This is a genomic window from Bradyrhizobium sp. LLZ17, from assembly GCF_041200145.1.
Taxonomy (GTDB): domain Bacteria; phylum Pseudomonadota; class Alphaproteobacteria; order Rhizobiales; family Xanthobacteraceae; genus Bradyrhizobium.
This window is the reverse complement of record NZ_CP165734.1, coordinates 1,530,222-1,557,161: the sequence shown is the minus strand read 5'-3', so window position 1 is coordinate 1,557,161 and position 26,940 is coordinate 1,530,222. Positions and strand designations below refer to the sequence as shown.

Here is a 26,940-nt window from a genome sequence, read left to right as displayed (position 1 = left end):
CACCGGGAGAGAACGATGTCGGGTCGTCGCAAAAGCCTTGCTGCCCTCGCCATGTTTACTGCCGCCATAGTGGCCATGACACCGGCGCTGGCGCAGAAGAAATACGACCCCGGAGCGACCGACACCGAAATCAAGATCGGCAACATCATGCCCTATAGCGGGCCGGCGTCGTCCTATGGCGTGATCGGCAAGACCGAGGCCGCCTTCTTCAAGATGATCAACGACCAGGGCGGGATCAACGGCCGCAAGATCAACTTCATCAGCTATGACGACGCCTACTCCCCGCCGAAGGCGATCGAGCAGGCGCGCAAGCTGGTCGAGAGCGACGAGGTGCTGCTGATCTTCCAGGCGCTCGGCACGCCGTCGAACTCTGCGATCATGAAATACATGAACGCCAAGAAGGTGCCGCAGCTGTTCGTCGCCTCCGGCGGCACCAAGTTCGGCGACCCCAAGAATTTCCCATGGACCATGGGCTTCCAGCCCAACTACCAGAGCGAGGGGCGCATCTACGCCAAGTACATCCGAGACAATTTTCCGAACGGCAAGATCGCGGTGTTCTGGCAGAACGACGACGCCGGCAAAGACCAGTTCAAGGGCCTGAAGGACGGGCTCGGCGACAAGGCCAGCATGATCATCGCCGACAAATCCTACGAGGTCAGCGATCCCTCGATCGATTCGCAGATCGTCGCCTTGCACGATTCCGGCGCCGACATCTTCTTCTCATGGGCGGCGCCGAAAGGTTCGGCGCAGGCGATCCGCAAGGTCGGCGAGCTCGGCTGGAAGCCGAAGTTCTTCCTCGCCAACACCGCGACCTCGGTCGCCTCGGTGCTCAAGCCCGCAGGGCTCGATTATTCCAAGGACATCATCTCGACCGTCTATCTGAAGGACCCGACCGACCCGACGTGGGACAAGGATCCGGCCGTGGTGAATGGCGCGAATTCATGGACAAATATTATCCCGACGGCGACAAGACCAATGCCAACAACGTCTACGGCTACGTGCAGGCCGAGGCGATGGCGCAGGTGTTGAAGCAGTGCGGCGACACTCTCACGCGCGACAACGTCATGAAGCAGGCCGCGAACCTGAAAGACTTCCACACCGATTTGATGCTGCCCGGCATCATGGTCAACACCTCGCCGGACGATTACTTCCCGATCGAGCAGATGCAGCTGATGCGCTTCAACGGGCAGGCCTGGGAGCTGTTCGGCGACGTCATCACCGGCGAAGTCGGCCACGAGCGCGGCCAGTAGTCAGGGCTGGCTGCCGGCCCTTTCTTCGGCTTTGGCGCTTCAGCGCCATGCCAGCAAGTCCGCCGAAACAACGTGGTGCGCAGGCCTAGCCTGCGCTGAGCCGCACGCCGGCGCGCAAGAACCTCTGCGGATCGACCGCTTCGCCGTCGATGCGGGTTTCGTAATGCAGATGCGGGCCGGTCGAACGTCCGGTCGAGCCGACGAGACCGACCACCTGGCCGATCTTGACGATCTCTCCGACCTTCACATCGATCTCGGAGAGATGGCCGTAACGGGTCGCAAGTCCGTTGCCGTGGTCGACCTCGACCATGCGGCCATAGCCACCTGACCAGCCGGCGGAAACCACCTTGCCGTTGGCGGTGACGCGAACGGGGTCGCCGGTCGCGGCGCGGAAGTCGAGGCCGGTATGCATCGCGGGCCGGCCGAGGAAGGGATCACTGCGCACGCCGAATCCCGAGGTGAACTCGACCTCGCCGACGACTGGCTTGCGATAGGGCACGAGCGCCAGGGTCCGGTTGAGCCGGTCCATCTCGGCGCGGGTGAGATTGATGCGGTAGAGCTGCTTCTCGAACGGCCCGGCGTTGGCGGCAAGCTTCACCGGCACGAACGGACCGCCCATGGCGGACCGCGGCACGGCCGCTTCGAGATTAGCGATGTTCAGGCCGAGATCGCTGACCACGCCGCGCATCCGCCGCATGCGCGAATCCATGCCTTCCTCAACGGCGCTGAGCGCCGCGATCTGGCGGCGCTCGACCTGGTCAAGCGACGTCGTAAGCCGGACCAGGACATTGTCGAAGCCCTGGTTCTTGGCGAATTGATTGACCGGCGGGGCCATCACGGTCGGAGCCCGCGATTCGAGCCGCGCTTCGCGATCGGGCGGGGCCACGAAGATCACGGTGTCGCTGATCGGCGACGGCTTCGGCGTGCCCTGCGTCGTCTGGTTCGTCTCGCCGCGCTGCGGGGTCGCGCGGGGAATCGATCCGGTCACGTCGGGCATGGCGCCGAGCGCCGTGGCCCGGGACTCCAGCGCCGTCTGGCGCTTCATGATCTGGTCGAGCTTTTGGTCGAACTGCTCCTGGTCGAGCAACTGGCGGCTGGTGGTGCGGTCGACCTTGGCGCGCAGCTCGGCGATGCGGTCTTCATAGGCGTATTGCATCTCGGCCTGGCGGGCGATCAGCCGGGTCAGGACGTCGTCGCGGAAGGCGAAATAGGTAGCGGTGGCCGCCGACCACAGGCCGAGCAGCACGATCGTGCCGACCACGATCCAGAACACCACGGGCCCCAGGCGAACCTGCTTGCCGTGATGCACGATGGTGTAGGCGTCGTCGGTGTCGGGAAGGGGGATCGCTGCTGTTGCCGCTGTGGCAAGACGGCGATGGAAGGACCGTCCGTGGTCGTGAGCGTGATGCTGGGGGTACTGCGAATATTGGGCAGAACTTTTCGACATCGGCACTCCCGCGCCGGTCGGAACGGTTCCTGACGGCTTAATTGCCGCCGCAATCTGGGCCGGTCATGGTTAATTTTCCGGAAACGGGACCTCTCGAATCTAACGAGCTGGTTAAAGACTCCTTGTCGCTGCCAGCACCTCGTCGGCATGGCCGTCGACACGGACATTGCGCCAGATCCTGGCCAATTTGCCGTCGGCCCCGATCAGGACCGTGGTGCGAAGAATCCCGAGGAAGCGCTTGCCGTACATGGATTTTTCACCCCAAGCGCCATACGCCTCCAGCATCTCGTGGGTCTCGTCCGAGATCAGGGGAATGCCAAGGCCGTGCTTGTCGCGGAACTTCTCCTGGGCCTTTAACGGATCGGCGGAAATGCCGAGCACGGCCGTGCCTGCTCCTGCAAAGGCGCCCTTAAGCCGGGTGAAGTCGACGGCCTCGCGGGTGCAGCCGGGCGTGTCGGCGCGGGGGGTAGAAGAACAGCACGAGCTTCCGGCCGGCATAATCGGCCAGCGTCACCACGCTGCCGCCGTCGCGGGGCAGGCGGAAACCCGGTGCCTTTTGCCCCTCCACCAAGGCTGGCGCGGGGGCACCAGGCTGAGACGCCTTTTCAGAAGATTTTAACTGTTTGGATGCGGCCTTGTGCGATGCTGGCTTGGCGTTTGTCTTGGCGTTTGTCTTGGTTGATTTGCCTGCCGATGCCCGCTCTGTTTTGGCCGGGCGCGTCTGAGTCGAGGCCCGGGTTTTCGGGGCCTTCTTTTTAGCGATCGGACTGCCGGAGGGCGTTTTGGACGATTTCTTTCGGGATTTCTTGGACATACGCCTTCCTTTCGTCGCTTTCGGCGGGTCAACCAAAGCGGTATTGCAGCTCTCGTCCGGCATGCCGGTTGGGTGCCCTCGGCTGGGCAAGTTTGACGACGCCGGAGTATGGTTACAAGAAATTCCACGCACCACCCCACTGCTCGTTGAACGCGCTCCCGGGGCGAAATGACGAACAGCAGGAACATCCGAGGTATGGCGGCAATGCCGGGGCGGGGAGCTTCAATCCCTGTCGATGGCTGCAGTCCCGGCGGCGCTCGATCCCACGACGGGCGCCTGTATCGAGAGGCAATGGCAAGGAATACGTCGCCCCAGGATCACACTCGGGATTTCGATCGGCGCGGTGGCGGACAGGAGCCACCGGAATGGGACGAGGCCGACTGGGATCCGGATCAGGAGGAGGAGGCGGGCCATCGCGCGCGCCGCCTGCTGTCGCGTTCCGGTTCGCGCTTCCGCGTGGGTGATCGGTTCTCGTCGTTTCGGCGGGTGGTGCCGAGCGGACGCTGGCTTCGCCGGCTCGCCGTTGTCCTGGGCGCACTGATCGTCATCTTCGCCGGCTGTTTCGGCGCGCTGTGGTGGCGGCTTGGCGCCGGTCCCATCAATCTCGACATGGCGACGCCCTGGCTCGCCGCGGCGATCGAGGACAATATCGGCCACGGCAACACCGTCGAGGTCGGCGGCACCCAGATCGAGCGGGCGGGGCGGATCCGTATCGCCGTGCGCATCCGCGACATCATCGTTCGCGATCACGACCATGCCATCGTGGCCAGCGCGCCCAAGGCCGAGGTCAGGCTATCGGGGGCCGGACTCCTGACGGGGCACCTGCGCGCAGAGAGCCTCAATCTCGTCGATGCCGAGCTTGCGATCCGGATCGCACCCGACGGGACCGTCACGGTGTCCGCCGGCGATACGGCGAAACCGCTCGCAACCGGTGTCGCATCCAAGAGGGAAGCGGGCCTGCCACCGACCTTCCCGCGCAACGGCGTCCCGCCGCCACCTTTCGGGATGGCGCCCGCAAGCCCGGACCCGTCCCAGGCCGCGGCTCAGACCGCACAAAGCGGAATTCTTCAGGGGCTCGACTGGCTCGACAGCCTGAGCCTGACCGGCCTCGACGGCCAGAACCTCAACGAGATCGGTCTCAAGAACGGCAATCTGATCGTCGACGACCAGCAGCGCGGCAGCAAATGGACGTTTGAGAACATCACGCTCAGCCTGCGCCGGCCGAGCCATGGCGGTGTCGCCCTCAGCCTCGGCGAGGAAGGCGCGCGGCCGTGGTCGCTGCGCGCCACGATCGGGCCGAGCGAGAACGGCGTGCGTTCGATCGACATCCGTGCCGACAAGCTCTGACCTCCAACATCCTGCTGGCGCTGCGGGTGAAGGATCTGACCTATACCGCCGACCTGCCTCTGACCGGCGAGCTCAAGGGCGAGCTCGGCCGCGACGGCGTGCCGACCTTCTTCCGCGGCAAGGTCACGATCGGTGCCGGCAATATCATCGATACCGACACGCCCGATTATCCGATGGCGATCGACTCGGCCGAGATCAATGTGGAATGGGATGCGGGACGGCGGGTGCTGGTCGCGCCGTTCAAGATCTTGTCCGGTGCCAACCGCCTGACGCTGCTGGCGCATCTCGAGCCGCCGAACGGCACCAGCAACGACTGGCAGCTCGGCTTCAGCGGAGGCTCGATCCTGCTCGGCGGCATCGACAACGAGCCGCCGTTGGTCTTCAACCGCATCGCGATCGGTTTCCGCTTCGACACCGACCACAAGCGCATGCTGCTGACGCAGGCCGATATCTCCAACGGCGAGATCGGCGTCGCTGGCACCGGTGCAATCGACTATTCGGGCGAGCCGCGTCTGACGCTCGGCTTTGCGGGTACGCCGATGTCGGCCTCCGCGCTGAAGCGGATGTGGCCGACGCTGATCGTGCCCGAATTGCGCCAATGGGTGATCGAGCGGATCGAGCGCGGCTCCCTCCAGCGCATCGAGGTCGGCATCAACTCGCCGGTGAAGAATCTTCCGCGCAGGGGACCACCCATTCCCGACGACGGCCTCTCGGTCAACATCGTGGCGAACGGTGTTGCCGTCCGTCCCGTCGATGGCATGCCGGTAGTGCATGATGCCGATCTCAAGGCGCACGTAACCGGCCGCACGGCGACGGTGAACATCGGGCAGGGCATCGCCGATACGCCCACCGGCCGCAAGGTCACGATCTCCGATTTCGTCTTCGAGGTGCCGGACATGGCGCCGAAACCGTCGCCGTCGCGCACCAGATTCCGCGTCGACGGTCCGGTGCCGGCGGCGGCCGAAATGCTCTCCAACGATCGGCTGAGCGATCTGTCGTCGACTGTCGTCGATCCCAACACCAGCAAGGGAACGTTCACGGCGAACATTCAGCTCGGCCTGCCGGTCAAGGGCGAGCTGACCAGGGCCGATACCGTCTACGCCGTCACCGCCGACCTCAACGGATTTGCTGCCGACAAGCTGGTGATGAACCAGAAGCTGGAGGCCAACAATCTCAAGATCGTCGCCAACAACCAGGGCTATCAGGTCAAGGGCGATGTCAAGATCAACGGGCAGGCGGCCTCGCTCGACTATCGCAAGCTGACCGATGGCGATGCGGACGTCAAACTCCAGGCGACGCTGGATGATGCCGGTCGCGCACGCCTGGGCTTCGACCTCAGTCCGGCGGTCAGCGGGTCGGTGCCGATCAAGCTGTCAGGCAAGATTGCCGGTGGTCCCGACCAGACCACGAAGCTCGGGATCGAGGCCGACCTGACCTCGGTCAAGCTCGACAACATCCTTCCCGGCTGGGTCAAGCTGCCGGGCAAATCGAGCAAGGCGAGCTTCAAGGTGGTGCCGACGGCACAATCGACGCGGCTTGAGGACATCGTCATCGAAGGCGGTGGCGCTTCGATCAAGGGCTCGATCGAAGTCGATCCGAACGGCGACCTCATGAACGCGAACTTCCCGACCTACTCGCCGTCCGATGGCGACAAGACGTCGCTGAAGGTGGAGCGCGGCCAGGACGGCGTGGTGAGGGGCACGATGCGCGGCGACGTGTTCGACGGCCGGGGCTTCCTGAAATCGGCGATCTCGGGCAATTCCAAGGATGATTCCAAGAGCAAGCTGAAGAATGTCGATTTCGACATCGACGTGAAGCTCGGTGCGGTCGCGGGCTTCAACGGCGAGGCGATGCGCAGCGTCGATGCCAAGATGTCGAAACGCAGCGGCGCCATCAAGGCCTTCTCGCTGAGCGGCAGGATCGGTCAGAACACGCCGGTGGCAGCCGATCTGCGCGGCGGGCGCGCGCAGGGCAGCCGCGAAGTGATCTACCTCCAGACCGACGACGCCGGCGCATTGCTGCGCTTCACCGACACCACCAACAAGGTCTTCGGCGGCCAGATCGTGGTGGCGATGGAGCCGCCGACGTCGGAGCCTACGGCCAGGGAAGGCCTGATCAATGTGCGCGACTTCACCGTCAAAGGAATGGATCAGCTCGATCGAGTCGCAGCTGGCAGCCCCAACGGCGCGCAGAGCGGCGTCGCCTTCTCGGCGTTGCGTGCCGAGTTCACCCGGCAAAACGGCGCACTCACGGTCCGCAACGGTGTGGTGAAAGGACCGATGATCGGCGGCACCATCGAGGGCTCGATCGACTATCCCGGCAACCAGGTGTGCATGAGCGGCACCTTCGTGCCCATGTACGGCGTCAACAATATTTTTGGCCAGATCCCGCTGTTCGGCATCTTCCTCGGCGGTGGCAACAATGAAGGATTGATTGGTGTCACCTACGAGGTCGTCGGCACGCCGGCCGCGCCGGTGATGCGCGTCAACCCGATCTCGGCGATGGCGCCGGGCCTGTTCCGCAAGATATTCGAGTTCAACACCGGCAAGCAGAATACGCCGTTTGACGAGCTGCCGTCGGCGCAGTCGGGCGACAGTCCGACGGGATCGGCACGACCGCTATCGAGCGGTTGCAGTCTCGCGCGGCGATAGGGCTAAGCTGAGACTTTTGGGGCTACCCAGCCTGACGGGACCGGCAATGAACCGAGTCGTTCACCGCATCATCATGTTCGTGCTGCTTGTCGCTGCACTGGCCGTCATATGGAACTTGCTCGGGGCACGTTGAGACGGCGCCGACAATCTGCCGGTGCCGTCTTGCTTGCGTGTCGATTACGAGCGCGTCAACGCGCGAAAGCGCCGCCTGTCGCATCGCTCTCCTTGCCGATCAGCGCATCGACGCTGACCGCGCCGCCACCGGCCGCCGAGAGATAGAGGCAGGCAAAGCAGAACAGGATCGCGGCGGTGCCGCCGTTGAGCAGCGGCAGCAGCACCGGCGTGCCTGTCTTGAGCATGTGGCCCATGAAGTAAGCGAACGCCATTTCGCCCGACAGGATGAACGCCGAGAGCCGGGTGAACAGGCCGAGCATCAGGGCCGCTCCCAGCACCAGTTCGATCGTGCCGGCCGCGTAGATCAGCGGCGGGATGTCGGCGAAATAGGGCAGCGCCGGGAACTTGAACAATTTTGCGACGCCATACTGGAACAGCAGCAGTCCGGTGATGAAGCGAAACAGGCTCAGGAGAACCGGTTCGTAGCGAGAGAGAAAGGGAAAGTTCATTGGTTTGCGCCCTCTATTCGATGTTCCGACTTGGACCGCATTCGCTTCCACCTCGCAAGCGGCCCCGGCATGAATTCAAGCTGACATTTTCGTCATATCGGACAAAACACCCCAGGTTGGGATTTGAGCCCTGCCGAACGGCATTTTTTGCACGTGTCCCGCGCTGCGTGACCGTAATTTTCCGGTAACACGAATGCGCTCAGGTTACCTCCATGACACCTAACGCCGCAAGGCGGGCACGACCAGGAACGGGATCATCCCGAGCACCACGCTCGCAAGTGCGAAGACGAGCAGCGCGTTGTAGCCATGGGTGGCGTCGTGGATCAGGCCGCCGCTCCAGGAGCCGAACGCCGAGCCCAGTCCGCTGCCGATCGAGATTGTTCCGTAGATGGTGCCGACCCGCTTGCCGCGGAAAATCTTCATCGCGGTGGCCGTGATCAGCGGTCCGCGCGAGCCCATCATGCTGCCGAAGCAGACCACAAAGCCGGTGAGCAGGATGAGGTTCGGCGAATACTGCAACAGCCAGAGCAGCGCGATGCCGAGGATCGAGATCGCGTAGCTCAGGAGCACCGATGGCCGGCGCCCGATCAGGCCGTCGAGCGCGGAGACGCCGAGCATGCCGAACACCAGCACCACGCCCGAGAAGCCCCAGGCGGTCGCGGCCTGGAGCGGCGGGAAGCCTGCATCGATCAGATAAGCCACGATCTGGGCTGCGATCGCATACATGCCGACGGCGGTGAAGAAGAACGTCGAGAACAGCGCCCAGAAGGCGTGGTGGCGCATCGCCGCGGCAAGCGTCCAGCCGTGATCGACGAAATCGGGATCAGTCTTCTTGCTGACATGCGGCGAGCCTGACGCGAACAGGCGCCAGGGCAGCAGCATCAGCGGCACCAGCAGCCCCAATGCGCAAAACGCCGAACAGCTGGTAGGTCTCGCGCCATCCGAGATGATCGATCAGAAGCTGCGAGGCCGGCAGCAGCGCCAACCACGCCGCCGCCCATCGCCGAATAGACCACCGCCATCGCCGTCGGCAGCCGCGGCCCGAACCAGCGGCCGAGCAGGATCGAGTTCGGCACGTTGCCGATGAAGGCAACGCCAATGCCGACGCACAATCCGATCGAGAGCTGAAATTGCCAGAGCGAGTGCGCGTGCGCGGCAATCAGGAACGCGGAGCCGAGCAGCAACAGGCCAAGCGCATAGACGATGCGCGGTCCGGAATGATCGAACAGGCGGCCGACCAGCGGTGCGGTCAGACCGCTGACGAGCCAGGTCAGCGAATAGATCGAGACGACCTGCGCGCGGTCCCAACCGAAATTTTCCGCGATCGGCTTCAGGAAGACGGTGAAGCTTTCGCTCAAGCCCCGCCCGAGCACAGCGAGCGTGAAGCACAGCGCCAGCACGACGAGCGCGGTGCGCACCGCGCTGTGCTGCGTCGCAGTCCCGCTTTGCCTCGGCGTGTTCTGATCCATTGCCGTCAAGGAGCGCGCTTCGATGCGCCCTGACAAGCATCAAAAGCTCATACGCCTATGCAGGCTTGAGGAGGACGTGCTTCTTCTTGCCGAACGACAGCTTGATCACGCCTTCCGGCGTGAGACTGGCCGGCGTCAGCGTCATCTTCTCGTCGGTGACGGACTCGTCGTTGACCCGCAGGCCGCCGCCCTTGATCTGGCGCCGCGCCTCGCCGTTGGAGGCGACCAGGCCCGCCTTGACGAAGGCATTCAGCACCCCGACGCCGGCGTCCAGCTCGCCGCGCGGAATTTCGACCGTGGGCAGGGTCTCGGCCAATGCCCCTTCCTCGAAGGTGCGGCGTGCGGTCTCGGCAGCCTCGTTGGCGGCGTCGCGGCCGTGCAGCAGCGCGGTCGCTTCGGTGGCGAGCACCTTCTTGGCCTCGTTGATCTCCGAGCCCGCGAGCCCCTCGAGCTTCCTGATCTCGCTCATCGGCAGCGTCGTGAACAGCTTCAGGAATTTGCCGACGTCGGCGTCCTCGGTGTTGCGCCAGTACTGCCAGAAATCGTACGGCGAGAACTGGTCTGCGTTGAGCCAGACCGCGCCTTGTGCGGTCTTGCCCATCTTGGCGCCCGACGCGGTCGTCAGCAGCGGCGTCGTCAGCGCGTACAGTTGATGGGTGCCCATGCGGCGGCCGAGATCGACGCCCATGATGATGTTGCCCCACTGGTCCGAGCCGCCCATCTGGAGCTGGCAGTCGGTGCGCTTGGCGAGCTCGACGAAGTCATAGGCCTGGCAGACCATGTAGTTGAACTCGATGAAGCTCATCTCCTGCTCGCGCTCGAGGCGCAGCCGTACGGAGTCCATGGTCAGCATGCGGTTGACCGAGAAGTGCCGGCCGACGTCGCGCAGCATCTCGATGTAGTTGAGCCTGGTCAGCCACTCGGCATTGTCGAGCATGATGGCGTCGCTCTTGCCGTCGCCATAGCGCAGCACCTTTGCGAACACGCCGCGGATCGAGGCCTTGTTCGCCTCGATCTCGGCGACCGTGCGGATCGCGCGCGTCTCGTCCTTGCCGGAGGGATCGCCGACCATGGTGGTGCCGCCGCCCATCAGCGTGATCGGCTTGTTGCCGGATTGCTGCAGCCAGTGCAGCATCATCATGGTCAGGTAGTTGCCGATATGCAGCGACGGAGCGGTGCAGTCGTAGCCGACATAGGCGATGGCCTCGCCCTTGGCGGCGAGCGCATCCAGCCCCTCGAAATCGGAGCACTGGTGGATGAATCCACGTTCTTGCAGCGTGTTGAGGAAATCCGATTTAAATGCAGTCATCTGTCGGCGGGCCTGACAATTCTTGGTTTACTGTTTTGGGCGCAATTTAAGGGTCTTCCGTGGGAACTCGATTGCCGCCCGCCACTTGGCGCTGTGGTTATAAGATGTGTCCCTCTGGCACAAGATCGGCATGCCGGAGCGGGTCTGTTGAGGACGCTGATCCATGATGTTGACGGCACTCGGCTTGATGAGCGGCACCTCGCTGGACGGGGTGGACGTCGCGCTGATCGAAACCGACGGAAAGCAGGTGAAGGCGTTCGGGCCGTCCGGCTACAGACCCTATAGCCCGGCCGAGCGGAATCTGCTGCGCCAGGCGCTGTCCGAGGCCGTTCACCTGTTGCAACGCGATGCCCGGCCGGGATTTTTGGCCGAGGCGGAACGCGCGGTGACACTGGCGCATGCCGAGGCGGTCGCCGCCTTCGTCGCCCAGAACCGGATGAAGCCGGAGGAGATCGACATTGTCGGCTTCCACGGCCAGACCGTGCTGCACCGCCCGGAAAGGCGGCTGACGGTGCAGATCGGCGATGCGCGGGCGCTGGCGAAAGCCATCCATATCCCCGTGATGCACGATTTCCGCGCTGCCGACGTCGAGGCCGGCGGGCAGGGCGCGCCGTTGGTCCCGGTCTACCACCGGGCGCTGGCGCAATCGCTCGAGCGCGAAGGACCGATCGCCGTGGTCAATATCGGCGGCGTCTCCAACATCACCTATATCGACGGCAACGATACGCTGATCGCGTGCGACACCGGACCCGGCAACGCGCTGCTCGACGATTTCATGTACCGCAGCATGAACCAAGCCTTCGATACGGAAGGCAAGTTCGCCGCGCTCGGCAAGGCCGACGAGGCCTGGATCGTGCGCGCGCTGGAGCTGCCGTTCTTCGCAGCGCCGCCGCCGAAATCGCTCGACCGCAACGACTTTGCCGCGCTCAGGCTTGGCGATGTCGCGCCGGCCGACGGCGCCGCGACGCTCACCGCCTTCACCGCGGCCGCGATCGCCCGCATCATTCCTCTGCTGCCGCGGCGGCCGCGAAGCTGGATCGTCTGCGGCGGCGGCGCGCGTAACCTCACCATGCTGCGCATGCTGCGGGAGCGGGTGGGCTCGGCCACCGTCGAAGCCGCAGAGACGCTCGGCTGGGCCTCCGACGCCATCGAGGCGCAGGCGTTCGGATTCCTCGCCGCACGCGGCCTCAAGGGCCTGCCGCTGTCGTATCCCGCTACCACGGGCGTGCCGATGCCGATGACGGGCGGAGTGATCGCGCGGCCGTGAGTTTCGCCGGTCAATGCAAATGCATGGATCTTGACGGATCAATGCAAGTGCATCTATGTTGGAGCGAGTGCATCCAACCGCCGGGATTGTCGTCATGACCACTTCGCTCAAACTGATCAGCCACAAGCTTTGCCCCTATGTGCAGCGCGCCGTGATCGCGCTCAACGAGAAGGGCGTACCGTTCGAGCGGATCGACATCGATCTCGCCAACAAGCCCGACTGGTTCCTGAAACTGTCACCCCTCGGCAAGGTACCGGTGCTGGTGGTGTCGACCGACAAGGGTGAGGTCGCGCTGTTCGAGAGCAACGTGATCTGCGAATACATTGAGGAGACGCAAGCAGGTGCGAAGCTGCATCCGGCCGATCCGCTGACCCGCGCCGAACATCGCGCCTGGATGGAATTCGGCTCCGCGATCCTCGGCGACCTCTGGGGGCTGGAGACCACGACGGATCCGGCGACGTTCGAAAGCAAGCGCCTGGCGCTATCGGCGAAATTTGCGCGTGTCGAGGCTGCACTTGGCGCTGGGCCGTTTTTCGGCGGCAATAGGTTCAGCCTGGTCGATGCCGTGTTCGCACCCGTCTTCCGCTATTTCGACGTCTTCGACGAGGTGACCGAGCTCGGCATCTTCAGCGATGTGCCGAAGGTGCGAGCTTGGCGAACAGAACTGGCGAAGCGGCCGAGCGTTCAAACAGCTGTGGGCGCGGACTATCCGCAATTGCTGCGCGCGTTCCTGGCGCGCCACGACGCGCACCTCCTAAAGCTCGCAGCCTGAGCCATGTCGCCATCCGTGGCCTGGCTGATGCTGGTGATCGCCGGCGCACTCGATGTGGGCTGGGCAATCTCGATGAAATATGCCGAAGGCTACACGCGCATCGGCTGGAGCATCATTTCTCTGCTGCTGCTCGCCGCCTTCGTGTTGCTGCTCGGGCGGGCGCTGAAGGTGCTTGAAGTCGGCGTCGCCTATTCGGTGTGGACCGGCATCGGTGCCGCCGGCACCTTCGCAATGGGCGTCATGCTGTTCGGCGAGACGCTGAGCGCGATGAAAATCGCCGGGATCGTTTTGGTGCTGGGAGGTATCGCCGCGCTGAAGCTCGCCTAGATCTCTGCGGCCATCTTCGCGAGCGTCGCGATTGTGTTCATGTTGCGGGCCGTGCCGGTCTTGGCGGCGGGGATGACCAGCTTCGACGTGCCCATGCCGTCGCCGTAATGCACGTAGATCTCGCGGCGGCCGAGGCGGACCTCCTCCTTGTTCTGGCCGCGGATTCCGGCGAGCGCATCCGCCGGCGGCGCCTTGTCGAGGAAGATCGCGACGGTGCGGTTGGGTGCGGCCTTGGGAAAGGGATTGTCGGCCAGGACCTGCGCCATCTCGGCGGCGCTGCGCACGAGCACGCCGACCGGCGCGCCGGCATAGGCGTGCAGGCGCTTTTCGAGTGCGCTTTTGATTGCCGATTCCGACTTGCGGCTGGCGAAGACGACGTTGCCGCTGGCGATGTAGGTGTGCACGGCGGTGAAGCCGAGCTCCTCGCACATCGCCTTCAGCTCGCTCATCGGCAGCTTGCCGGTGCCGCCGACATTGACGGCACGGAGCAAGGCGATGAACGCGGCCACGGATGAGCCTCAGCGCACGTTGGCGAGCCGCATGTCGAGGTACGCGGTGATGGTTTCCATCAGCGGCTCGAGCTTGCTGTCGAAGAAATGGTTGGCGCCGGGGATGACCTGCTGGTCGATCACGATGCCCTTCTGCGTCTTGAGCTTCTCGACCAGCGTGTTGACGTCCTTCGGCGGCACCACCGCGTCCTTCTCGCCGTGCACGATGAGCCCCGAGGACGGGCAGGGTGCGAGGAACGAGAAGTCGTAGAGGTTGGCCGGCGGCGCAATCGAAATGAAACCCTCGACCTCCGGTCGGCGCATCAGAAGCTGCATGCCGATCCAGGCGCCGAAGGAGAACCCGGTGACCCAGCAGGCGCGCGCCTCCGGATTGATGGTCTGGGCCCAATCGAGCGCCGCTGCCGCGTCGGACAATTCGCCGGTGCCGTGATCGAACGAGCCCTGGCTGCGGCCGACGCCGCGGAAATTGAAGCGCAGCACCGAGAAGCCACGATGTGCGAACGCGTAGTAGCATTGGTACACGATCTGATGGTTCATCGTGCCGTGGAACTGCGGATGCGGATGCAGGATCATCGCGATCGGCGCGTTTTTCTGCTTGGCCGGGTGATAGCGGCCCTCGAGGCGGCCAGCGGGGCCGGTGAAAATAACTTCAGGCATGGATGATCTCTTGATCCCTTGAAGACGGTCCTCAACAACCAACCGATTGTGCGGACTGCATCGGACTGCTCTGCCGACCAGACCGCGAATGGAAGGGTGGAGCGGCGCCCTCGGATGCGCGAGCGGCGCGCGGTGAACTGACGCGCGCGTTCTAACATGAGGCATGGGTCAAAAAGCAAGCATCTTGAACATCCCGCAATCGGCTCAACGTGTTAGCCTGTTACAGCCGCGTCATGGCCAGGCGCTGATCAAGAGCGGATCTGAATCGCGGTTGCCAAGCGCCCGGTGCTGGCCCATGTCGGGGATCGGGGCCGCAGGGGCCGATACCACCAGGACAGGTAATATATTACTTTCATGCCCGACCGCGTCTATCTCGACTGGAATGCGACCACGCCGCTGCGGCCCGAGGCACGGGCCGCGATGGTGGCTGCCTGGGAGCTGATCGGCAATCCGTCCTCGGTCCATGCCGAGGGGCGGGAGGCGCGACGGCTGGTCGAGGACGCCCGCGCGGCGCTCGCCAAGGCGGTGGGCGCGGTGCCGCGAAACGTCGTCTTCACCTCCACCGGAACCGAGGCCAACGCGCTGGCGCTGTCGGCCGGGCTGCGGAGTGCTTCGGCCGGTCCGGTGCAGAGGCTCCTGATCTCGGCGGTCGAGCATGCCTCCGTGCTGGCCGGGGGCCGATTCCCAGCCGCTTCGATCAGCCAGATCCGGGTCACGCGCTCCGGCGTGGTCGATCTCGATCATCTGAAGGCGCTGCTCGCCGACGGCCCCCGGCACTGGTGTCGATCATGGCAGCCAACAACGAGACCGGAGCGCTCCAGCCGGTCGCCGAGGCCGCCCGCATCGTTCATGAATCCGGCGGCCTGATGCACGTCGACGCAATTCAGGCGCTCGGCAAGATTGCTTTTAATATGAACGTTCTGGGCGCAGATCTTGCGACCTTTTCTGCACACAAGATCGGCGGTCCCAAGGGTATCGGTGCGCTGGTTGTCGCCGAAGGGCTGGCCGGATTGGAACCGGTGCTGCGCGGCGGCGGCCAGGAGCTCGGCCGGCGGGCGGGAACCGAGAATGTCGCGGGCATCGCCGGCTTCGGGGCGGCGGTGAAGGCCGCGCTTGAGGCTCTCCCGGAGGATGCGGAGCGCATGGCAAGCCTCAGGGATCGCTTGGAAAACGGCATTCGGGCGATAGCCGGGGCAAGGGTTTTCGCGGATGATGTGACGCGGTTGCCAAATACCGTCCTATTCACCGCCCCCGGGCTGAAGGCTGAAACGGCCGTGATTGGCTTCGACCTCGAGGGCATCGCTGTATCGTCCGGCTCGGCCTGTTCGTCGGGGAAGGTCCAGCCGTCCCACGTGCTTTCGGCGATGGGCTTCGATCCGGCCACCGCCCAGGGAGCGGTGCGCCTCAGTCTGGGCTGGTCCACGGGACCCGAGGACATCAATACGGCGTTAGAGGCTTGGCGGAAGCTCGGGAATACCCTACTTAAGGGAGAGCGACGAAACACGGCTTGAACGGTTCTAAGCACGTGCTTTCGGCACGCAAACATCGTAATACTCGTCCGAGTTTGATCCACCGCGGTCCTTGAAACCGCGAGCGGAGGATAGAATGCCAGCCGTCCAAGAGACGGTCGAGCGCGTCAAGCGCATCGACGTCGACCAGTATCGTTATGGGTTTGAGACTCTGATCGAGTCCGACAAGGCCCCCAGGGGGCTGTCGGAAGAGACCGTCAAGTTCATCTCCGAGGAAAAGAACGAGCCCGCCTGGATGCTGCAGTGGCGGCTAGGGGCCTATCGGCGCTGGCTGACCATGACGGAACCGACCTGGGCCCGCGTCGACTATCCCAGGATCGACTTCCAGGACCTCTATTATTTCGGCGCCGAAGCCGAAGAAGACCATCACCTCGCTCGACGAGATCGATCCGGAGATCCTGAAGACCTACGAGAAGCTCGGCATTCCCCTGCGCGAAGTCGCGATGCTCGAGGGCGTCGAGCCCAAGCCCGGTGATCAGGATCCGGCCCGGCGCAAGATCGCGGTCGATGCCGTCTTCGATTCGGTCTCGGTTGCGACCACCTTCAAGGCGGAGCTGAAGAAGGCCGGCGTGATCTTCATGCCGATCTCGGAGGCGATCCGCGAGCATCCCGAGCTCGTGCAGAAATATCTCGGCTCCGTGGTGCCGACCTCGGACAATTTCTACGCGACGCTGAATTCGGCGGTGTTCTCCGACGGCTCGTTCGTCTACGTGCCGCCGGGTGTGCGCTGCCCGATGGAACTGTCGACATACTTCCGCATCAACGAGCGCAACACCGGCCAGTTCGAGCGCACGCTGATCATCGCCGACAAGGGCTCCTACGTCTCGTACCTCGAAGGCTGCACCGCGCCGCAGCGCGACGAGAACCAGCTGCATGCCGCTGTGGTCGAGCTCGTCGCGCATGACGACGCCGAGATCAAATATTCGACGGTGCAGAACTGGTATCCCGGCAATTCGGAAGGCAAGGGCGGCATCTACAATTTCGTCACCAAGCGTGGCGACTGCCGCGGCGACAATTCCAAGATCTCCTGGACCCAGGTCGAAACGGGGTCCGCGATCACCTGGAAATATCCGAGCTGCATCCTGCGCGGCGATAATTCGCGCGGCGAGTTCTATTCGATCGCGATCTCGAACGGCTATCAGCAGGTCGACTCTGGCACCAAGATGATCCATCTCGGCAAGAACACGACGAGCCGGATCATCTCCAAGGGCATTGCCGCCGGCAAGTCGCAGAACACCTATCGCGGGCTTGTCACCGCGCACCGCAAGGCGACCGGCGCGCGCAATTTCACCGCCTGCGATTCGCTGCTGATCGGCGACAAATGCGGCGCGCACACCGTGCCGTATATCGAAGCCAAGAACTCGTCGGCGACGTTCGAGCACGAGGCGACGACCTCGAAGATCTCCGAGGACGTGCTGTTCTACTGCGTGCAGCGCGGGCTCTCCCAGGAAGAAGCCGTCGGCCTGGTCGTCAACGGTTTCGTCAAGGACGTGCTCCAGCAGCTCCCGATGGAGTTCGCGGTGGAAGCGCAGAAACTGATCTCGATCTCGCTGGAAGGATCGGTCGGCTAGCTCCGGCCTCATCCTGAGGAAGCCGCATAAGCGGCCGTCTCGAAGGATGGATACGGGAAGATTTTGGCCTCAATCCTTCGAGACGCGCCTACGGCGCTCCTCAGGATGAGGGGATAGATGGAAAAAAGATTATGGCTGCTTTGCTTGAAGTGAAAGACCTGCAGGTTCGTGTCGAGGAGCGTGAGATCCTCCACGGGCTGACGTTGACCGTGAACGAGGGCCAGGTGCACGCGATCATGGGGCCGAACGGCTCCGGCAAGTCGACGCTGTCCCACGTGATCGCCGGCAAGCCCGGCTATGAAGTCACCGGCGGCCAGATCCTGTTCAGGGGCGAGGATCTTCTGGAGATGTCGCCCGACATGCGCGCGGCCAAGGGCGTGTTCCTGGCCTTCCAGTATCCGGTGGAGATCCCCGGCGTCGCCACCATGACCTTCCTGCGCACGGCGCTGAATGCGCAGCGCAAGGCGCGCGGCGAAAGCGAATATTCGACGCCGGACTTCCTGAAGAAAGTCCGCGAGGTCTCGAAGTCGCTGAACATTCCGCAGGACATGCTCAAGCGCGGCGTCAATGTCGGCTTCTCCGGGGGCGAGAAGAAGCGCAACGAGGTGCTTCAGATGGCGCTGTTCGAGCCGAGCCTCTGCATCCTCGACGAGATGGATTCCGGCCTCGACATCGACGCGCTGCGCATTGCCGCCGACGGCGTCAACGCGCTGCGTTCGCCCAAGCGCGCGATGGTCGTCATCACCCATTATCAGCGGCTGCTTAACTACATCGTGCCCGACGTCGTGCACGTGATGTCGAAGGGCCGGGTCGTAAAGAGCGGCGGCAAGGAACTGGCGCTGGAGCTGGAAGCATCCGGCTACGCCCAGTTCGAGGACGCCGCGTAAGGAATTTTGTGATGAACGTTGCTGTGGCAAAGACCGGAAAGGGCCGCGCGGTGAGCGATCTCTTCACCAGCGCCGAAGGCCGGCTGCCGGGTTCGCCGGCGGTGATCGCGGCACGCCGCGAGGCGTTCGAGGCCTATGAGCGTCTCGGCCTGCCGCACCGCCGGATCGAGGAATGGAAATACACCGATCTGCGCGCACTGCTCGGCGAGGTGCTGCCGCTGGCGGCCAGCCCCGATGCGGCCGCGTTGAAGCGCGCCGCGGATGCGGTGAAGGCAAGTGCGATCGCGGGTGCCCGCAAGCTGGTGCTGGTGGACGGCGTGTTCGCGGCCGACCTGTCGGACCTGAAGGCGCTCGGCTCCGAGGTCAGCGTCAAGACGCTGCGTGAGGTGCTTGAGAGCAAGGCCAATCCTGCTGCCGCCGATCTCCTGCAGACCGTTTCGAGCGACGCCGTGATCTCGCTCAATGCAGCGATGGCGACCGATGGCGTGGTGATCTCGGTCGCTGATGGCGCCCAGCCGTCCGCGCCCATCCAGCTCATCCATGTCGCCACCGCATCGTCAGCCTCGACGTTCACGCGCTCGCATCTGCGCATCGGCAAGGGTGCCCGGGCGACGATCATCGAAAGCTTCGTCGCGGCCGGAAACACGAGCGCCTACCAGGTCAGCGACGCGGTGATCCTCTGGATCGGCGATGACGCCGACGTCGCTTATATCCGCCTGATGGACGATGCGCCTGATGCCGTGAACATCACTTCGCAATTCGTCACCGTCGGCGCCAACACCAAGGTCAACTTCTTCAACATGACCAGCGGCGCCGCGGTCAGCCGCCTCCAGGGCTTCATCACGCTGGCGGGCGAGGGCAGTGAGCTCGCGATCAATGGCGTGAACCTCCTGAAAAAGACCGAACATGGCGACACCACGCTGGTCGTCGACCACGCCGTGCCGAACTGCGTCAGCCGCGAGATCTTCCGGGCCGTGATCGACGACCGTGCCCATTCGGTGTTCCAGGGCCGCATCATCGTCCGTCCCGACGCGCAGAAGACAGACGGCAAGATGATGACCCGCGCGCTGCTGCTATCGGACGAGGCGGAAGCCGACAACAAGCCCGAGCTCGAGATTTTTGCCGACGACGTCTCCTGCGGCCACGGCGCCACCGCCGGCGCGCTGGACGACAACCTGCTGTTTTACCTGAAAGCGCGCGGCCTGCCGGAGAAGCAAGCGCAGGCGCTGCTGATCCAGGCGTTCGTCGGCGAAGCGATCGAGCAAATCGCCGACGACGGCTTGCGCGAGCACGTGATCGGCATTGCCGAGCGTTGGCTGGAGCGGCGCCAATGAGCACGCATCCGGCAGTCAAGAACGGCGCCTATGATGTCGCCCGCGTGCGCCAGGATTTCCCGGCGCTCGCCATGCAGGTCTACGGCAAGCCGCTGGTCTATCTCGACAACGCCGCATCCGCGCAGAAGCCGCAAGTCGTGCTCGATCGCATGACGCAGGCCTATACGAGCGAATACGCCAACGTGCATCGTGGGCTGCACTATCTCGCCAACGCCGCGACCGAAGCCTATGAGGGCGGCCGCATCAAGGTCGCGCAGTTCATCAACGCCCCGCGACCTGAGGAAGTGATCTTCACCCGCAACGCCACTGAAGCGATCAACCTGGTCGCGTCGTCCTGGGGCGAGCCGAACATCAAGGCGGGCGACGAGATCGTCATCTCGATCATGGAGCACCACTCCAACATCGTGCCTTGGCACTTCCTCAGGGAGCGTCATGGCGCAGTGATCAAATGGGCGCCGGTCGATGACGAGGGCAACTTCCTGATCGACGAATTCGAAAAGCTGTTGACCGCGAAGACCAAGCTGGTCGCGATCACGCAGATGTCGAATGCGCTCGGCACCATCGTCCCGGTCAAGGACGTCGTAAAAATCGCGCATGCCCGCGGCATTCCGGTGCTGGTCGACGGCAGCCAGGGCGCGGTGCATCTGCCCGTCGACGTCCAGGACATCGGCTGCGATTTTTATGTCTTCACCGGGCACAAGGTTTACGGACCGACCGGCATCGGTGTGCTCTGGGCCAAGTACGATCACCTCGTCGCGATGCGTCCCTACAACGGCGGCGGCGAGATGATCCGCGAGGTCTCGCGCGAGATCGTCACCTACGGCGATCCCCCGCACAAATTCGAGGCCGGCACGCCGGCCATCGTCGAGGCCGTCGGCATCGGCGCCGCCATCGACTACGTCAATTCGATCGGCAAGGAGCGCATCGCCGCGCACGAGCACGATCTCGTCACCTATGCCCAGGGCCGCCTGCGCGAGATCAACTCGCTGCGCCTAATCGGCACCGCCCGTGGCAAGGGTCCGGTGATCTCGTTCGAGCTCAAGGGCGCGCACGCCCACGACGTCGCCACCGTGATCGACCGCCAGGGCATAGCGGTGCGCGCCGGCACCCATTGCGTGATGCCGCTTTTAGAGCGGTTCAACGTCACAGCCACATGCCGGGCGTCGTTCGGCATGTATAATACGCGGGAAGAAGTCGATCATCTGGCTCAGGCGCTGTTGAAGGCGCGGGATTTGTTCGCATGAGTGACACCGCCGAAATCAAAACCAATCCGATGGAAACCCGGTCGGCGCTGCCGCCGGAAGAGACCGAGCGTCTCACCACCGAGATCATCGCCGGGCTGAAGACCGTGTTCGACCCGGAAATCCCGGCTGACATCTACGAGCTCGGCCTGATCTACAAGGTCGAGATCAAGGACGATCGTTCGGTCGACGTGCAGATGACGCTGACGACCCCGAACTGCCCGGCCGCCGGCGAGCTGCCGACCATGGTCGAGAACGCGGTCGCCAGCGTTCCCGGCGTCGGCGTGGTCGACGTCAAGGTGGTCTGGGAGCCGGCCTGGACGCCGGAACGCATGAGCGACGAGGCCCGCCTCGTGCTCAACATGTGGTGACGCTGACTCACCTCGCTTTGCAGAACTGGCATTGAATTTGCTCCGCAACGGACCACATCACTGACATGACCCAGATATCGTCCGGCTCGACACCAGCATCCACCGCCAAGCCGCGGCGGCCCCGCCCGCAAGTGATGCGGCTGACCGATGCCGCCGCCCAGCGCATCAGCGAGCTGACCCAGCGCGCCGACTCGGAGATCGTCGGCCTGCGCGTCGGCGTGAAGAACGGCGGCTGTGCCGGCCAGTCCTACACGGTCGAATACGCCCATGACGTCCGCCCGACCGACGAGGTGGTCGAGGACAAGGGCGTCAAGATCCTGGTCGATCCCAAGGCCGTGCTGTTCCTGCTGGGGACCGAGATGGACTACAAGGCCGACAAGATGCAGGCCCAGTTCGTCTTCAACAACCCCAACCAGATCTCCGCCTGCGGTTGCGGCGAGTCGGTCGAGCTGCGCCCGGCCAAGATCGACGGGTAGGCCCGGCTCGCGCCTCTCGCTCCGCCGTCGTCCCGGCGAAGGCCGGGACCCATACCGCGTGATCTCGCGATGATGCGCGGTGTCCGTACCGGCGCTGTCAAGATTGCCAGTCTTCGCTAAACTACTCCCTGGGGTTATGGTCCCGGCCTGCGCCGGGACGACGATGGGAAGGCACCGGGGCCATGGACCGCGAATTCCTGATCGACCTGTTCGCCGATTTCGGCCCGGTCACGATCCGCAAAATGTTTTCCGGCTACGGCATCTCCGCCGACGGCATCAACTTCGCGCTTGCTTTGCGCGCCGGCCTGTTCTTCCGCGCCGACGAGCAGACCATCCCGAATTACGAGGCCGAAGGCTCAAAACCATTCCAGTATTCGACGCGCGCCAAGACCGTGGTGGTGAACTCCTACTGGGAGCTGCCGGCGCGCCTGTTCGACGATTCCGAGGATCTCGTACGTTGGGCGAGGGCCGCGCTCGCTGCCGCCCAGCGCGCCAAGGTGAAGAAGCGGCCGAAGGCGGTGAAGGTCGCGAAGAAGGCCGCGAACAATCCCGCGAAGAAGAGAGTGGCTAGGAAGGCAGCGAAGAGCTCGGTTCGTAAGGTGGGCAAAGCGACTCGTCCGCCGTAGCTCGCAGAGCGAAGGCGGAAGCGTGCCCACCGTTAGGATTGCGATGTGGAGAGATGGTGGGCACGGCGCGTTCCGCCTTTGCCCACGCCACGCGACTTCAATCCACGGCCCTTGTCAGGCCGACCCTCATATCTTTGGCCATGTAAACGCAGGTGCCGTCGGCAAGCACGCGCCCGTCGGCAAATCCCAGGACCAGCTTGCCGCGCCTGACCTGGCGCATCGCGACCTCGTAGCGCACGCGGCGCGTCTGCGGTGTGACGGATCCCGTGAACGCCACCTCGCCGACGCCGATGGCGCGGCCCTTTCCCGGTGAGCCCGACCAGCCCAGCCAATAGCCGATCATCTGCCACATGGCATCGAGCCCCAGAGAGGCCGGCATCATGGCGTCACCGCGAAAGTAGCAATCGAAGAACCAGTGGCCCGGCGCGATATCCAGTTCGCCGACGATGTGTCCCTTGCCGAATTCACCGCCGTCCAGGCTGAGCTCGGTGATGCGGTCCATCATCAGCATGGGCGGAGCCGGCAATTGCGCGTTGCCGGGGCCAAAATAGCCGCCTTCGCTCGACCTCAGCAGTTCGTCCCTGGTGTAGGACGGTTGCGGCAGGTGAAAATCAATTGGGTTTGGCAAGACGACAACACCTTTGCGTGCGCGGGGGAGGTGCAGGAGGCCGGCAATGCAGCTCCAGATGTCGTAGCTCCCGGAGCAAAGTCAAGCCGCATCCTGAGAAGACCGCGCGGCGGTCGTTTCGAAGCATGGCCGCGAGCTAGATGTGGAGCCTCAAGAGGTTGTTCCTGGTCAAACCAAGTCGGCTGATCGGGATTTGTGAGTCTATACCACCATGGGGACGGTGCCAGTTGTATTGATGCAGCCAGATCGGCAGCTCTTGAGCGCGCCGATCTGATGTTGGGTAGGCTTTGGCGTAAGCCCATTCCCGAAGCGCGGTCTGGATGAAGCGCTCGGCTTTTCCGTTTGTTCGCGGCGTGTACACGTGGCTGGCGGGGTTTGGCTCGGCGATGAATGGGGCTTGGAGGAACGATCTCGCAACCCAGCAACACCTTCAGCGCGGAACCGCTTGACCCATTTGGCAACCGTCTTCGACGAGATGTTGAACAGGTCAGCCGCGGCGGCTTGCGTCAGCCCGCCCTCGACCACGCTTCGGACCATCGCCTCTCGACCTTTGGGCGTCAAAGGCGCATTCTTGTGGACGTTCATCTGGTCTCTCCTCGGAACACTGAAGCTTCGCAACCTCAGCTTCCTCGGTTCAGACCAGATGGACAACCTCCTGACAGACCACAGCTAGACCGGGGGCCGTCATGGTTCGAGACGGGTTTGCGCGCCTCCTCACCATGAGGGTTGAGCAGTTCTCGGATTGGAGATGGCTACGCCACGCGGCTGCGCGTCTCGATCGCGTATTCGGGATCGGCTTCGCAGATCACGCGGTTGCGGCCGTTGCGCTTGGCGGCGTAGAGGCAGGCGTCAGCGCGTTCGATCAGCGCGTCGGTGTCGTCGCCCTGCTGCAGCAAGGAGACGCCGACGGAGACGGTGACGCGGCCGAGGATCTCGCCGGTCGACTTCTTCTTCAATTCCTTCGCCATCACGGCGTGGCGGATATGGTCGGCGACCGTGAGCGCCTGGCGCAGGGCGGTGTTGGGCAGCACGACGGCGAACTCCTCGCCGCCATAGCGCGCGGTGATGTCCTGGCCCTTGATGCTCTGTTTCAAGGACACGCCGACCAGCCGCAGCACCTGATCACCGGTGAGATGGCCATACGAATCGTTGAAGGACTTGAAGTGATCGATATCGAACAGCAGCAGCGACAGCGGCTCGCCTGAGGCAAGTGCGTTCTGCACGGCCGAGGCGATCATGCGATCGAAATATTTGCGGTTGCCCAATCCCGTCAACGGATCGGTCAGGCTTTCGGTGCGGATCGCTTCGAGGCTCTGTTGGAGATTGTTGATCTCGTGCTTCGACAGCGTCAGCCGGTCTTCCAGTGCTTTGTTGGCCTCGCGCATCTCGCCGGTCGAGCGCAGCAGTCTCTCGACGATCGTCCCGATCTGCTCACGGCTCTTGGCCGACGACAATTGTTCGGTCGCGTCCGACAGGCTGGAATCGTAGGTGCCGTTCATGTTGAGCGCGTGACCGAGGACATTCATCACATCGTCGATCTCGCCGATCACACGCGCGCCGACCTTGTCGATCCGATCGGTGGTCTTGATGTGGGAGAGATAGGTATCGTGGATCTGTTCGAGATCGGCTTCGGTCAGCTTGCCGCTGCGCGCGAGCGTTTCGTTGATGATCTTGTTGAGCGGCGCGTTGTAGCCGGTGGCGTAGACGTACCAGATCTCGTAATTGCGGGGAATCGCGGTCTGCTTGAGCGACCGGATTTGACCGAGCGCCACGTCGGCGAACGCCATCGTGCGTTCGTGTTCGTCAAGCACGTTGACCACTGAACATTCCCCACGACGATCGGTGCGCAGCCGATCGCAGCAATAGCTATAAATTATGTTCGTAGGCTAACGGACGATCGTGAACGACCCGTAAATGTACGTGGCTGAATGCACCCAAAAAGTGCTGGTTGTGTCTTTTGCAACCAAAGCCTGCAGCGCAACGCACTTCAGGCGCCGGCGGGGGAGCGAACCGGCCGCAGCAGAAATGCCGGCAGATGCGAGTGATCGCCGGGCTCGTTATCGGCTTCACGTTGGCGGCGCGGCTCGGGCCGGCCAATCGAGGGCACGTGCGATGGATTGGCCGGTGGGCGCGATCCGCTGCGCGCCTCGGATGACGGCTTGGCTTCGCGCGGAGGCCTTGCCTCGCGTGCAGGCCTTGCTTCACGCTCAGCTCTTGGCTCGCGTTCAGGTCTCGGCTCGGGGACGGAGCGTGTTTCGGCTGGAGGCCGCGCCTCGCGCGGTTCGTGGCTGCGCTCACGGTCGCGACCGCGCGCCGGCTTGCCGCGTCCGGCGCGTGAACGCTCACGGCCGCGTTGTTCGCGCGGACGCTCGCTCGCATCGGAAGCATCGGTGCGGACTTCGAAGTCGCCCTCGGCACGCGGAATGGTCTGGCCGATCAGCTTTTCGATCGCCACCATCGACTTCTGGTCGAGCGGCGTCACGAGCGAGATCGCCATGCCGGAGCGACCGGCGCGGCCAGTGCGGCCGACGCGGTGAACATAGTCGTCGGGATGGTGAGGAACGTCGAAATTGAAGACGTGGCTGACCTCGGGAATGTCGAGGCCGCGGGCGGCGACGTCGGAGGCGACCAGCAGCGGCAGTTCGCCCTTGCGGAACTGTTCGAGCGCCGCTGTGCGGGCTGACTGGTCCATGTCGCCGTGCAGCGCGCCGACGCTGAACCCGTGCTTCTGCAGCGATTTGTGAACGACGGCGACTTCGCGCTTGCGATTGCAGAAGATGATCGCGTTCTGGAGATCCTTGGCCTCGCGCAGCAGGCGTCGCAGCAATTCGCGCTTCTCATGCGCCTCGCGCCCGGCCGGAACCTGACACTGCGTAACGGTGACCGCGGTGGTGGCGGGCTTGGAGACTTCGACCTTCTGCGGATTGTGCAGGAAGGTTTCGGTGATGCGCCGAATTTCCGGCGGCATGGTCGCGGTGAAGAACAGGGTCTGCCGCGTGAACGGGACGAGCTTGCAGACGCGCTCGATGTCGGGAATGAAGCCCATGTCCAGCATGCGGTCGGCTTCGTCGATGACGAGCAGCTCGACGCCGGTGAGCAGGAGGCCGCCGCGTTCGGTATGGTCGAGCAGGCGGCCCGGGGTTGCGATCAGCACGTCGACGCCGCGCGTCAGCTTGGCATCCTGGTCGCCGAACGAGACGCCGCCGATCAGCAGCGCGACGTTGAGTTTCTGGCCGGCGCCGTAGCGGTCGAAGTTCTCCTTGACCTGCGCCGCGAGTTCGCGGGTCGGCTCGAGGATCAGGGTGCGCGGCATGCGCGCCCGGGCGCGACCCTTTTCGAGGATGGTGAGCATCGGCAGCACGAAGGCCGCGGTCTTGCCGGTGCCGGTCTGGGCGATGCCGAGCACATCCTTGCGAGCGAGGACGTGGGGGATCGCCTGTTCCTGGATGGGGGTGGGGGTGGTGTAACCGGTGGCCGCCACTGCAGCGAGGACTTTTTCGGATAGTCCGAGATTGGTAAAGGACATTGAGCCTCTGGTCGAAACCGCCGTTCGGAATCGAGGGTAATAAGGCTGTCGCGTTCCACCCCGAAACGGCGCGCTTTCAAAGAAGCTGGGGGTGCTGACTCACGCGAACAAAGCGCAAGGCTCAGGAATCCCTCTTCGATACCGAGCCGCGTCGACCCGGAACATAGGGGGAATCGGCTAAAGTCAATGGAGCAGCCGCGGGAAGGCCCTAAAAACTCTGGGGTTTTGCCCAAATAACGGGCGCGGCTCGCTTTTCCGCGGCCACCGCCGGCCTGGTCGGAACCTCCGCGCCCGGTTGAACCCTGCCAA

General features: G+C 64.0%; 17 protein-coding genes and 8 pseudogenes. 13 read left to right on the top strand and 12 right to left on the bottom strand.

Translation table 11 applies throughout. The features are described from left to right. The first annotated feature begins 15 nt into the window (after nucleotides 1–15). Nucleotides 16–1,250 (top strand): annotated as a pseudogene (locus AB8Z38_RS07805) (ABC transporter substrate-binding protein). Between the two features lie 85 nt (nucleotides 1,251–1,335). On the opposite strand, the gene AB8Z38_RS07800 reads toward AB8Z38_RS07805, so the two are convergent. Beyond that, nucleotides 1,336–2,697 carry a peptidoglycan DD-metalloendopeptidase family protein gene (locus AB8Z38_RS07800; RefSeq protein ID WP_369723997.1) on the bottom strand — a complete coding sequence of 454 codons (1,362 nt, stop codon included), beginning with the start codon at nucleotides 2,695–2,697 and terminating at the stop codon, nucleotides 1,336–1,338. 111 nt (nucleotides 2,698–2,808) lie between these two features. Beyond that, nucleotides 2,809–3,511 (bottom strand): annotated as a pseudogene (locus AB8Z38_RS07795) (peroxiredoxin). A gap of 204 nt (nucleotides 3,512–3,715) precedes the next feature. Between AB8Z38_RS07795 and AB8Z38_RS07790 the strand changes: the two are divergent. Continuing rightward, nucleotides 3,716–7,509 (top strand): annotated as a pseudogene (locus AB8Z38_RS07790) (DUF3971 domain-containing protein). Between the two features lie 188 nt (nucleotides 7,510–7,697). Here AB8Z38_RS07790 and AB8Z38_RS07785 read toward each other — a convergent pair. The 3 genes and pseudogenes from AB8Z38_RS07785 to tyrS form a co-directional block, all read right to left on the bottom strand. Next, complete coding sequence (locus tag AB8Z38_RS07785; RefSeq protein WP_369723995.1) at nucleotides 7,698–8,132, bottom strand: DoxX family protein; 435 nt, start codon at nucleotides 8,130–8,132, stop codon at nucleotides 7,698–7,700. A gap of 219 nt (nucleotides 8,133–8,351) precedes the next feature. Continuing rightward, nucleotides 8,352–9,601: pseudogene (locus tag AB8Z38_RS07780) on the bottom strand (MFS transporter). Between the two features lie 55 nt (nucleotides 9,602–9,656). Then, nucleotides 9,657–10,910 (bottom strand): tyrosine--tRNA ligase, encoded by a 1,254-nt coding sequence (tyrS, locus tag AB8Z38_RS07775; protein ID WP_369723993.1) that lies wholly within the window; start codon nucleotides 10,908–10,910, stop codon nucleotides 9,657–9,659. A 163-nt stretch (nucleotides 10,911–11,073) separates the two neighbouring features. Here tyrS and AB8Z38_RS07770 point away from each other — a divergent pair, with 163 nt between their 5' ends. The 3 genes from AB8Z38_RS07770 (at nucleotide 11,074) to AB8Z38_RS07760 (ending at nucleotide 13,276) form a co-directional block, all read left to right on the top strand. Continuing rightward, nucleotides 11,074–12,177: an anhydro-N-acetylmuramic acid kinase gene (locus AB8Z38_RS07770; RefSeq protein ID WP_369723991.1), complete on the top strand. Its 1,104-nt coding sequence runs from the start codon at nucleotides 11,074–11,076 to the stop codon at nucleotides 12,175–12,177. Between the two features lie 94 nt (nucleotides 12,178–12,271). After that, nucleotides 12,272–12,949: a glutathione S-transferase family protein gene (locus AB8Z38_RS07765; protein WP_369723990.1), complete on the top strand. Its 678-nt coding sequence runs from the start codon at nucleotides 12,272–12,274 to the stop codon at nucleotides 12,947–12,949. Between the two features lie 3 nt (nucleotides 12,950–12,952). Next, the gene (locus tag AB8Z38_RS07760; protein ID WP_369723988.1) at nucleotides 12,953–13,276 is read left to right on the top strand and encodes a multidrug efflux SMR transporter; all 324 of its coding nucleotides are present in this window, start codon (nucleotides 12,953–12,955) and stop codon (nucleotides 13,274–13,276) included. On the opposite strand, the gene AB8Z38_RS07755 is transcribed toward AB8Z38_RS07760, so the two are convergent. Together AB8Z38_RS07755 and AB8Z38_RS07750 are read right to left on the bottom strand one after the other, a co-directional pair. Next, nucleotides 13,273–13,785: a DUF1697 domain-containing protein gene (locus tag AB8Z38_RS07755; RefSeq protein WP_369723987.1), complete on the bottom strand. Its 513-nt coding sequence runs from the start codon at nucleotides 13,783–13,785 to the stop codon at nucleotides 13,273–13,275. The two genes, AB8Z38_RS07760 and AB8Z38_RS07755, sit on opposite strands and share 4 nt — an antisense overlap. A gap of 9 nt (nucleotides 13,786–13,794) precedes the next feature. Continuing rightward, the gene (locus AB8Z38_RS07750) at nucleotides 13,795–14,442 is read right to left on the bottom strand and encodes an alpha/beta hydrolase (RefSeq protein WP_369723985.1); all 648 of its coding nucleotides are present in this window, start codon (nucleotides 14,440–14,442) and stop codon (nucleotides 13,795–13,797) included. A gap of 354 nt (nucleotides 14,443–14,796) precedes the next feature. Here AB8Z38_RS07750 and AB8Z38_RS07745 point away from each other — a divergent pair. The 8 genes and pseudogenes from AB8Z38_RS07745 to AB8Z38_RS07710 all read left to right on the top strand — a co-directional run bounded on the left by AB8Z38_RS07745 (nucleotide 14,797) and on the right by AB8Z38_RS07710 (nucleotide 22,477). Next, nucleotides 14,797–15,953: pseudogene (locus AB8Z38_RS07745) on the top strand (cysteine desulfurase family protein). A 94-nt stretch (nucleotides 15,954–16,047) separates the two neighbouring features. Continuing rightward, nucleotides 16,048–17,542: pseudogene (gene sufB / locus AB8Z38_RS07740) on the top strand (Fe-S cluster assembly protein SufB). 131 nt (nucleotides 17,543–17,673) lie between these two features. After that, nucleotides 17,674–18,429, top strand: a complete 756-nt coding sequence (gene sufC / locus AB8Z38_RS07735) for a Fe-S cluster assembly ATPase SufC (protein WP_369723983.1) — start codon at nucleotides 17,674–17,676, stop codon at nucleotides 18,427–18,429. A gap of 11 nt (nucleotides 18,430–18,440) precedes the next feature. Continuing rightward, complete coding sequence (gene sufD, locus AB8Z38_RS07730; protein ID WP_369723981.1) at nucleotides 18,441–19,763, top strand: Fe-S cluster assembly protein SufD; 1,323 nt, start codon at nucleotides 18,441–18,443, stop codon at nucleotides 19,761–19,763. After that, entirely contained in the window at nucleotides 19,760–21,007 is a 1,248-nt protein-coding gene (locus AB8Z38_RS07725; protein ID WP_369723979.1) for a cysteine desulfurase, read from the top strand. The genes sufD and AB8Z38_RS07725 overlap by 4 nt, the downstream gene beginning before the upstream one ends. Further along, nucleotides 21,004–21,375: an SUF system Fe-S cluster assembly protein gene (locus tag AB8Z38_RS07720; protein WP_369723978.1), complete on the top strand. Its 372-nt coding sequence runs from the start codon at nucleotides 21,004–21,006 to the stop codon at nucleotides 21,373–21,375. Before AB8Z38_RS07725 ends, AB8Z38_RS07720 begins: the two co-directional genes overlap by 4 nt. A 134-nt stretch (nucleotides 21,376–21,509) precedes the next feature. After that, on the top strand, nucleotides 21,510–21,851 hold the full coding sequence (locus tag AB8Z38_RS07715) for an iron-sulfur cluster assembly accessory protein (RefSeq protein WP_063203306.1): 342 nt from the start codon (nucleotides 21,510–21,512) through the stop codon (nucleotides 21,849–21,851). A 182-nt stretch (nucleotides 21,852–22,033) separates the two neighbouring features. After that, nucleotides 22,034–22,477 (top strand): TfoX/Sxy family protein, encoded by a 444-nt coding sequence (locus AB8Z38_RS07710; RefSeq protein WP_369723976.1) that lies wholly within the window; start codon nucleotides 22,034–22,036, stop codon nucleotides 22,475–22,477. Between the two features lie 97 nt (nucleotides 22,478–22,574). On the opposite strand, the gene fabA is transcribed toward AB8Z38_RS07710, so the two are convergent. The 5 genes and pseudogenes from fabA to AB8Z38_RS07685 form a co-directional block, all read right to left on the bottom strand. Further along, on the bottom strand, nucleotides 22,575–23,105 hold the full coding sequence (fabA, locus tag AB8Z38_RS07705; protein WP_369723975.1) for a bifunctional 3-hydroxydecanoyl-ACP dehydratase/trans-2-decenoyl-ACP isomerase: 531 nt from the start codon (nucleotides 23,103–23,105) through the stop codon (nucleotides 22,575–22,577). 136 nt (nucleotides 23,106–23,241) lie between these two features. Further along, nucleotides 23,242–23,463, bottom strand: a pseudogene (locus AB8Z38_RS07700) (integrase core domain-containing protein); the annotation flags it as partial. Nucleotides 23,464–23,525: 62 nt separating this feature from the next. Further along, nucleotides 23,526–23,642: pseudogene (locus AB8Z38_RS07695) on the bottom strand (helix-turn-helix domain-containing protein); the annotation flags it as partial. Between the two features lie 215 nt (nucleotides 23,643–23,857). Then, nucleotides 23,858–24,925, bottom strand: coding sequence for a GGDEF domain-containing protein (locus tag AB8Z38_RS07690; protein WP_369723972.1), 1,068 nt, complete (start codon nucleotides 24,923–24,925; stop codon nucleotides 23,858–23,860). Nucleotides 24,926–25,092: 167 nt separating this feature from the next. Continuing rightward, nucleotides 25,093–26,631 carry a DEAD/DEAH box helicase gene (locus AB8Z38_RS07685; RefSeq protein WP_369723971.1) on the bottom strand — a complete coding sequence of 513 codons (1,539 nt, stop codon included), beginning with the start codon at nucleotides 26,629–26,631 and terminating at the stop codon, nucleotides 25,093–25,095. Between the last annotated feature and the right edge of the window lie 309 nt (nucleotides 26,632–26,940).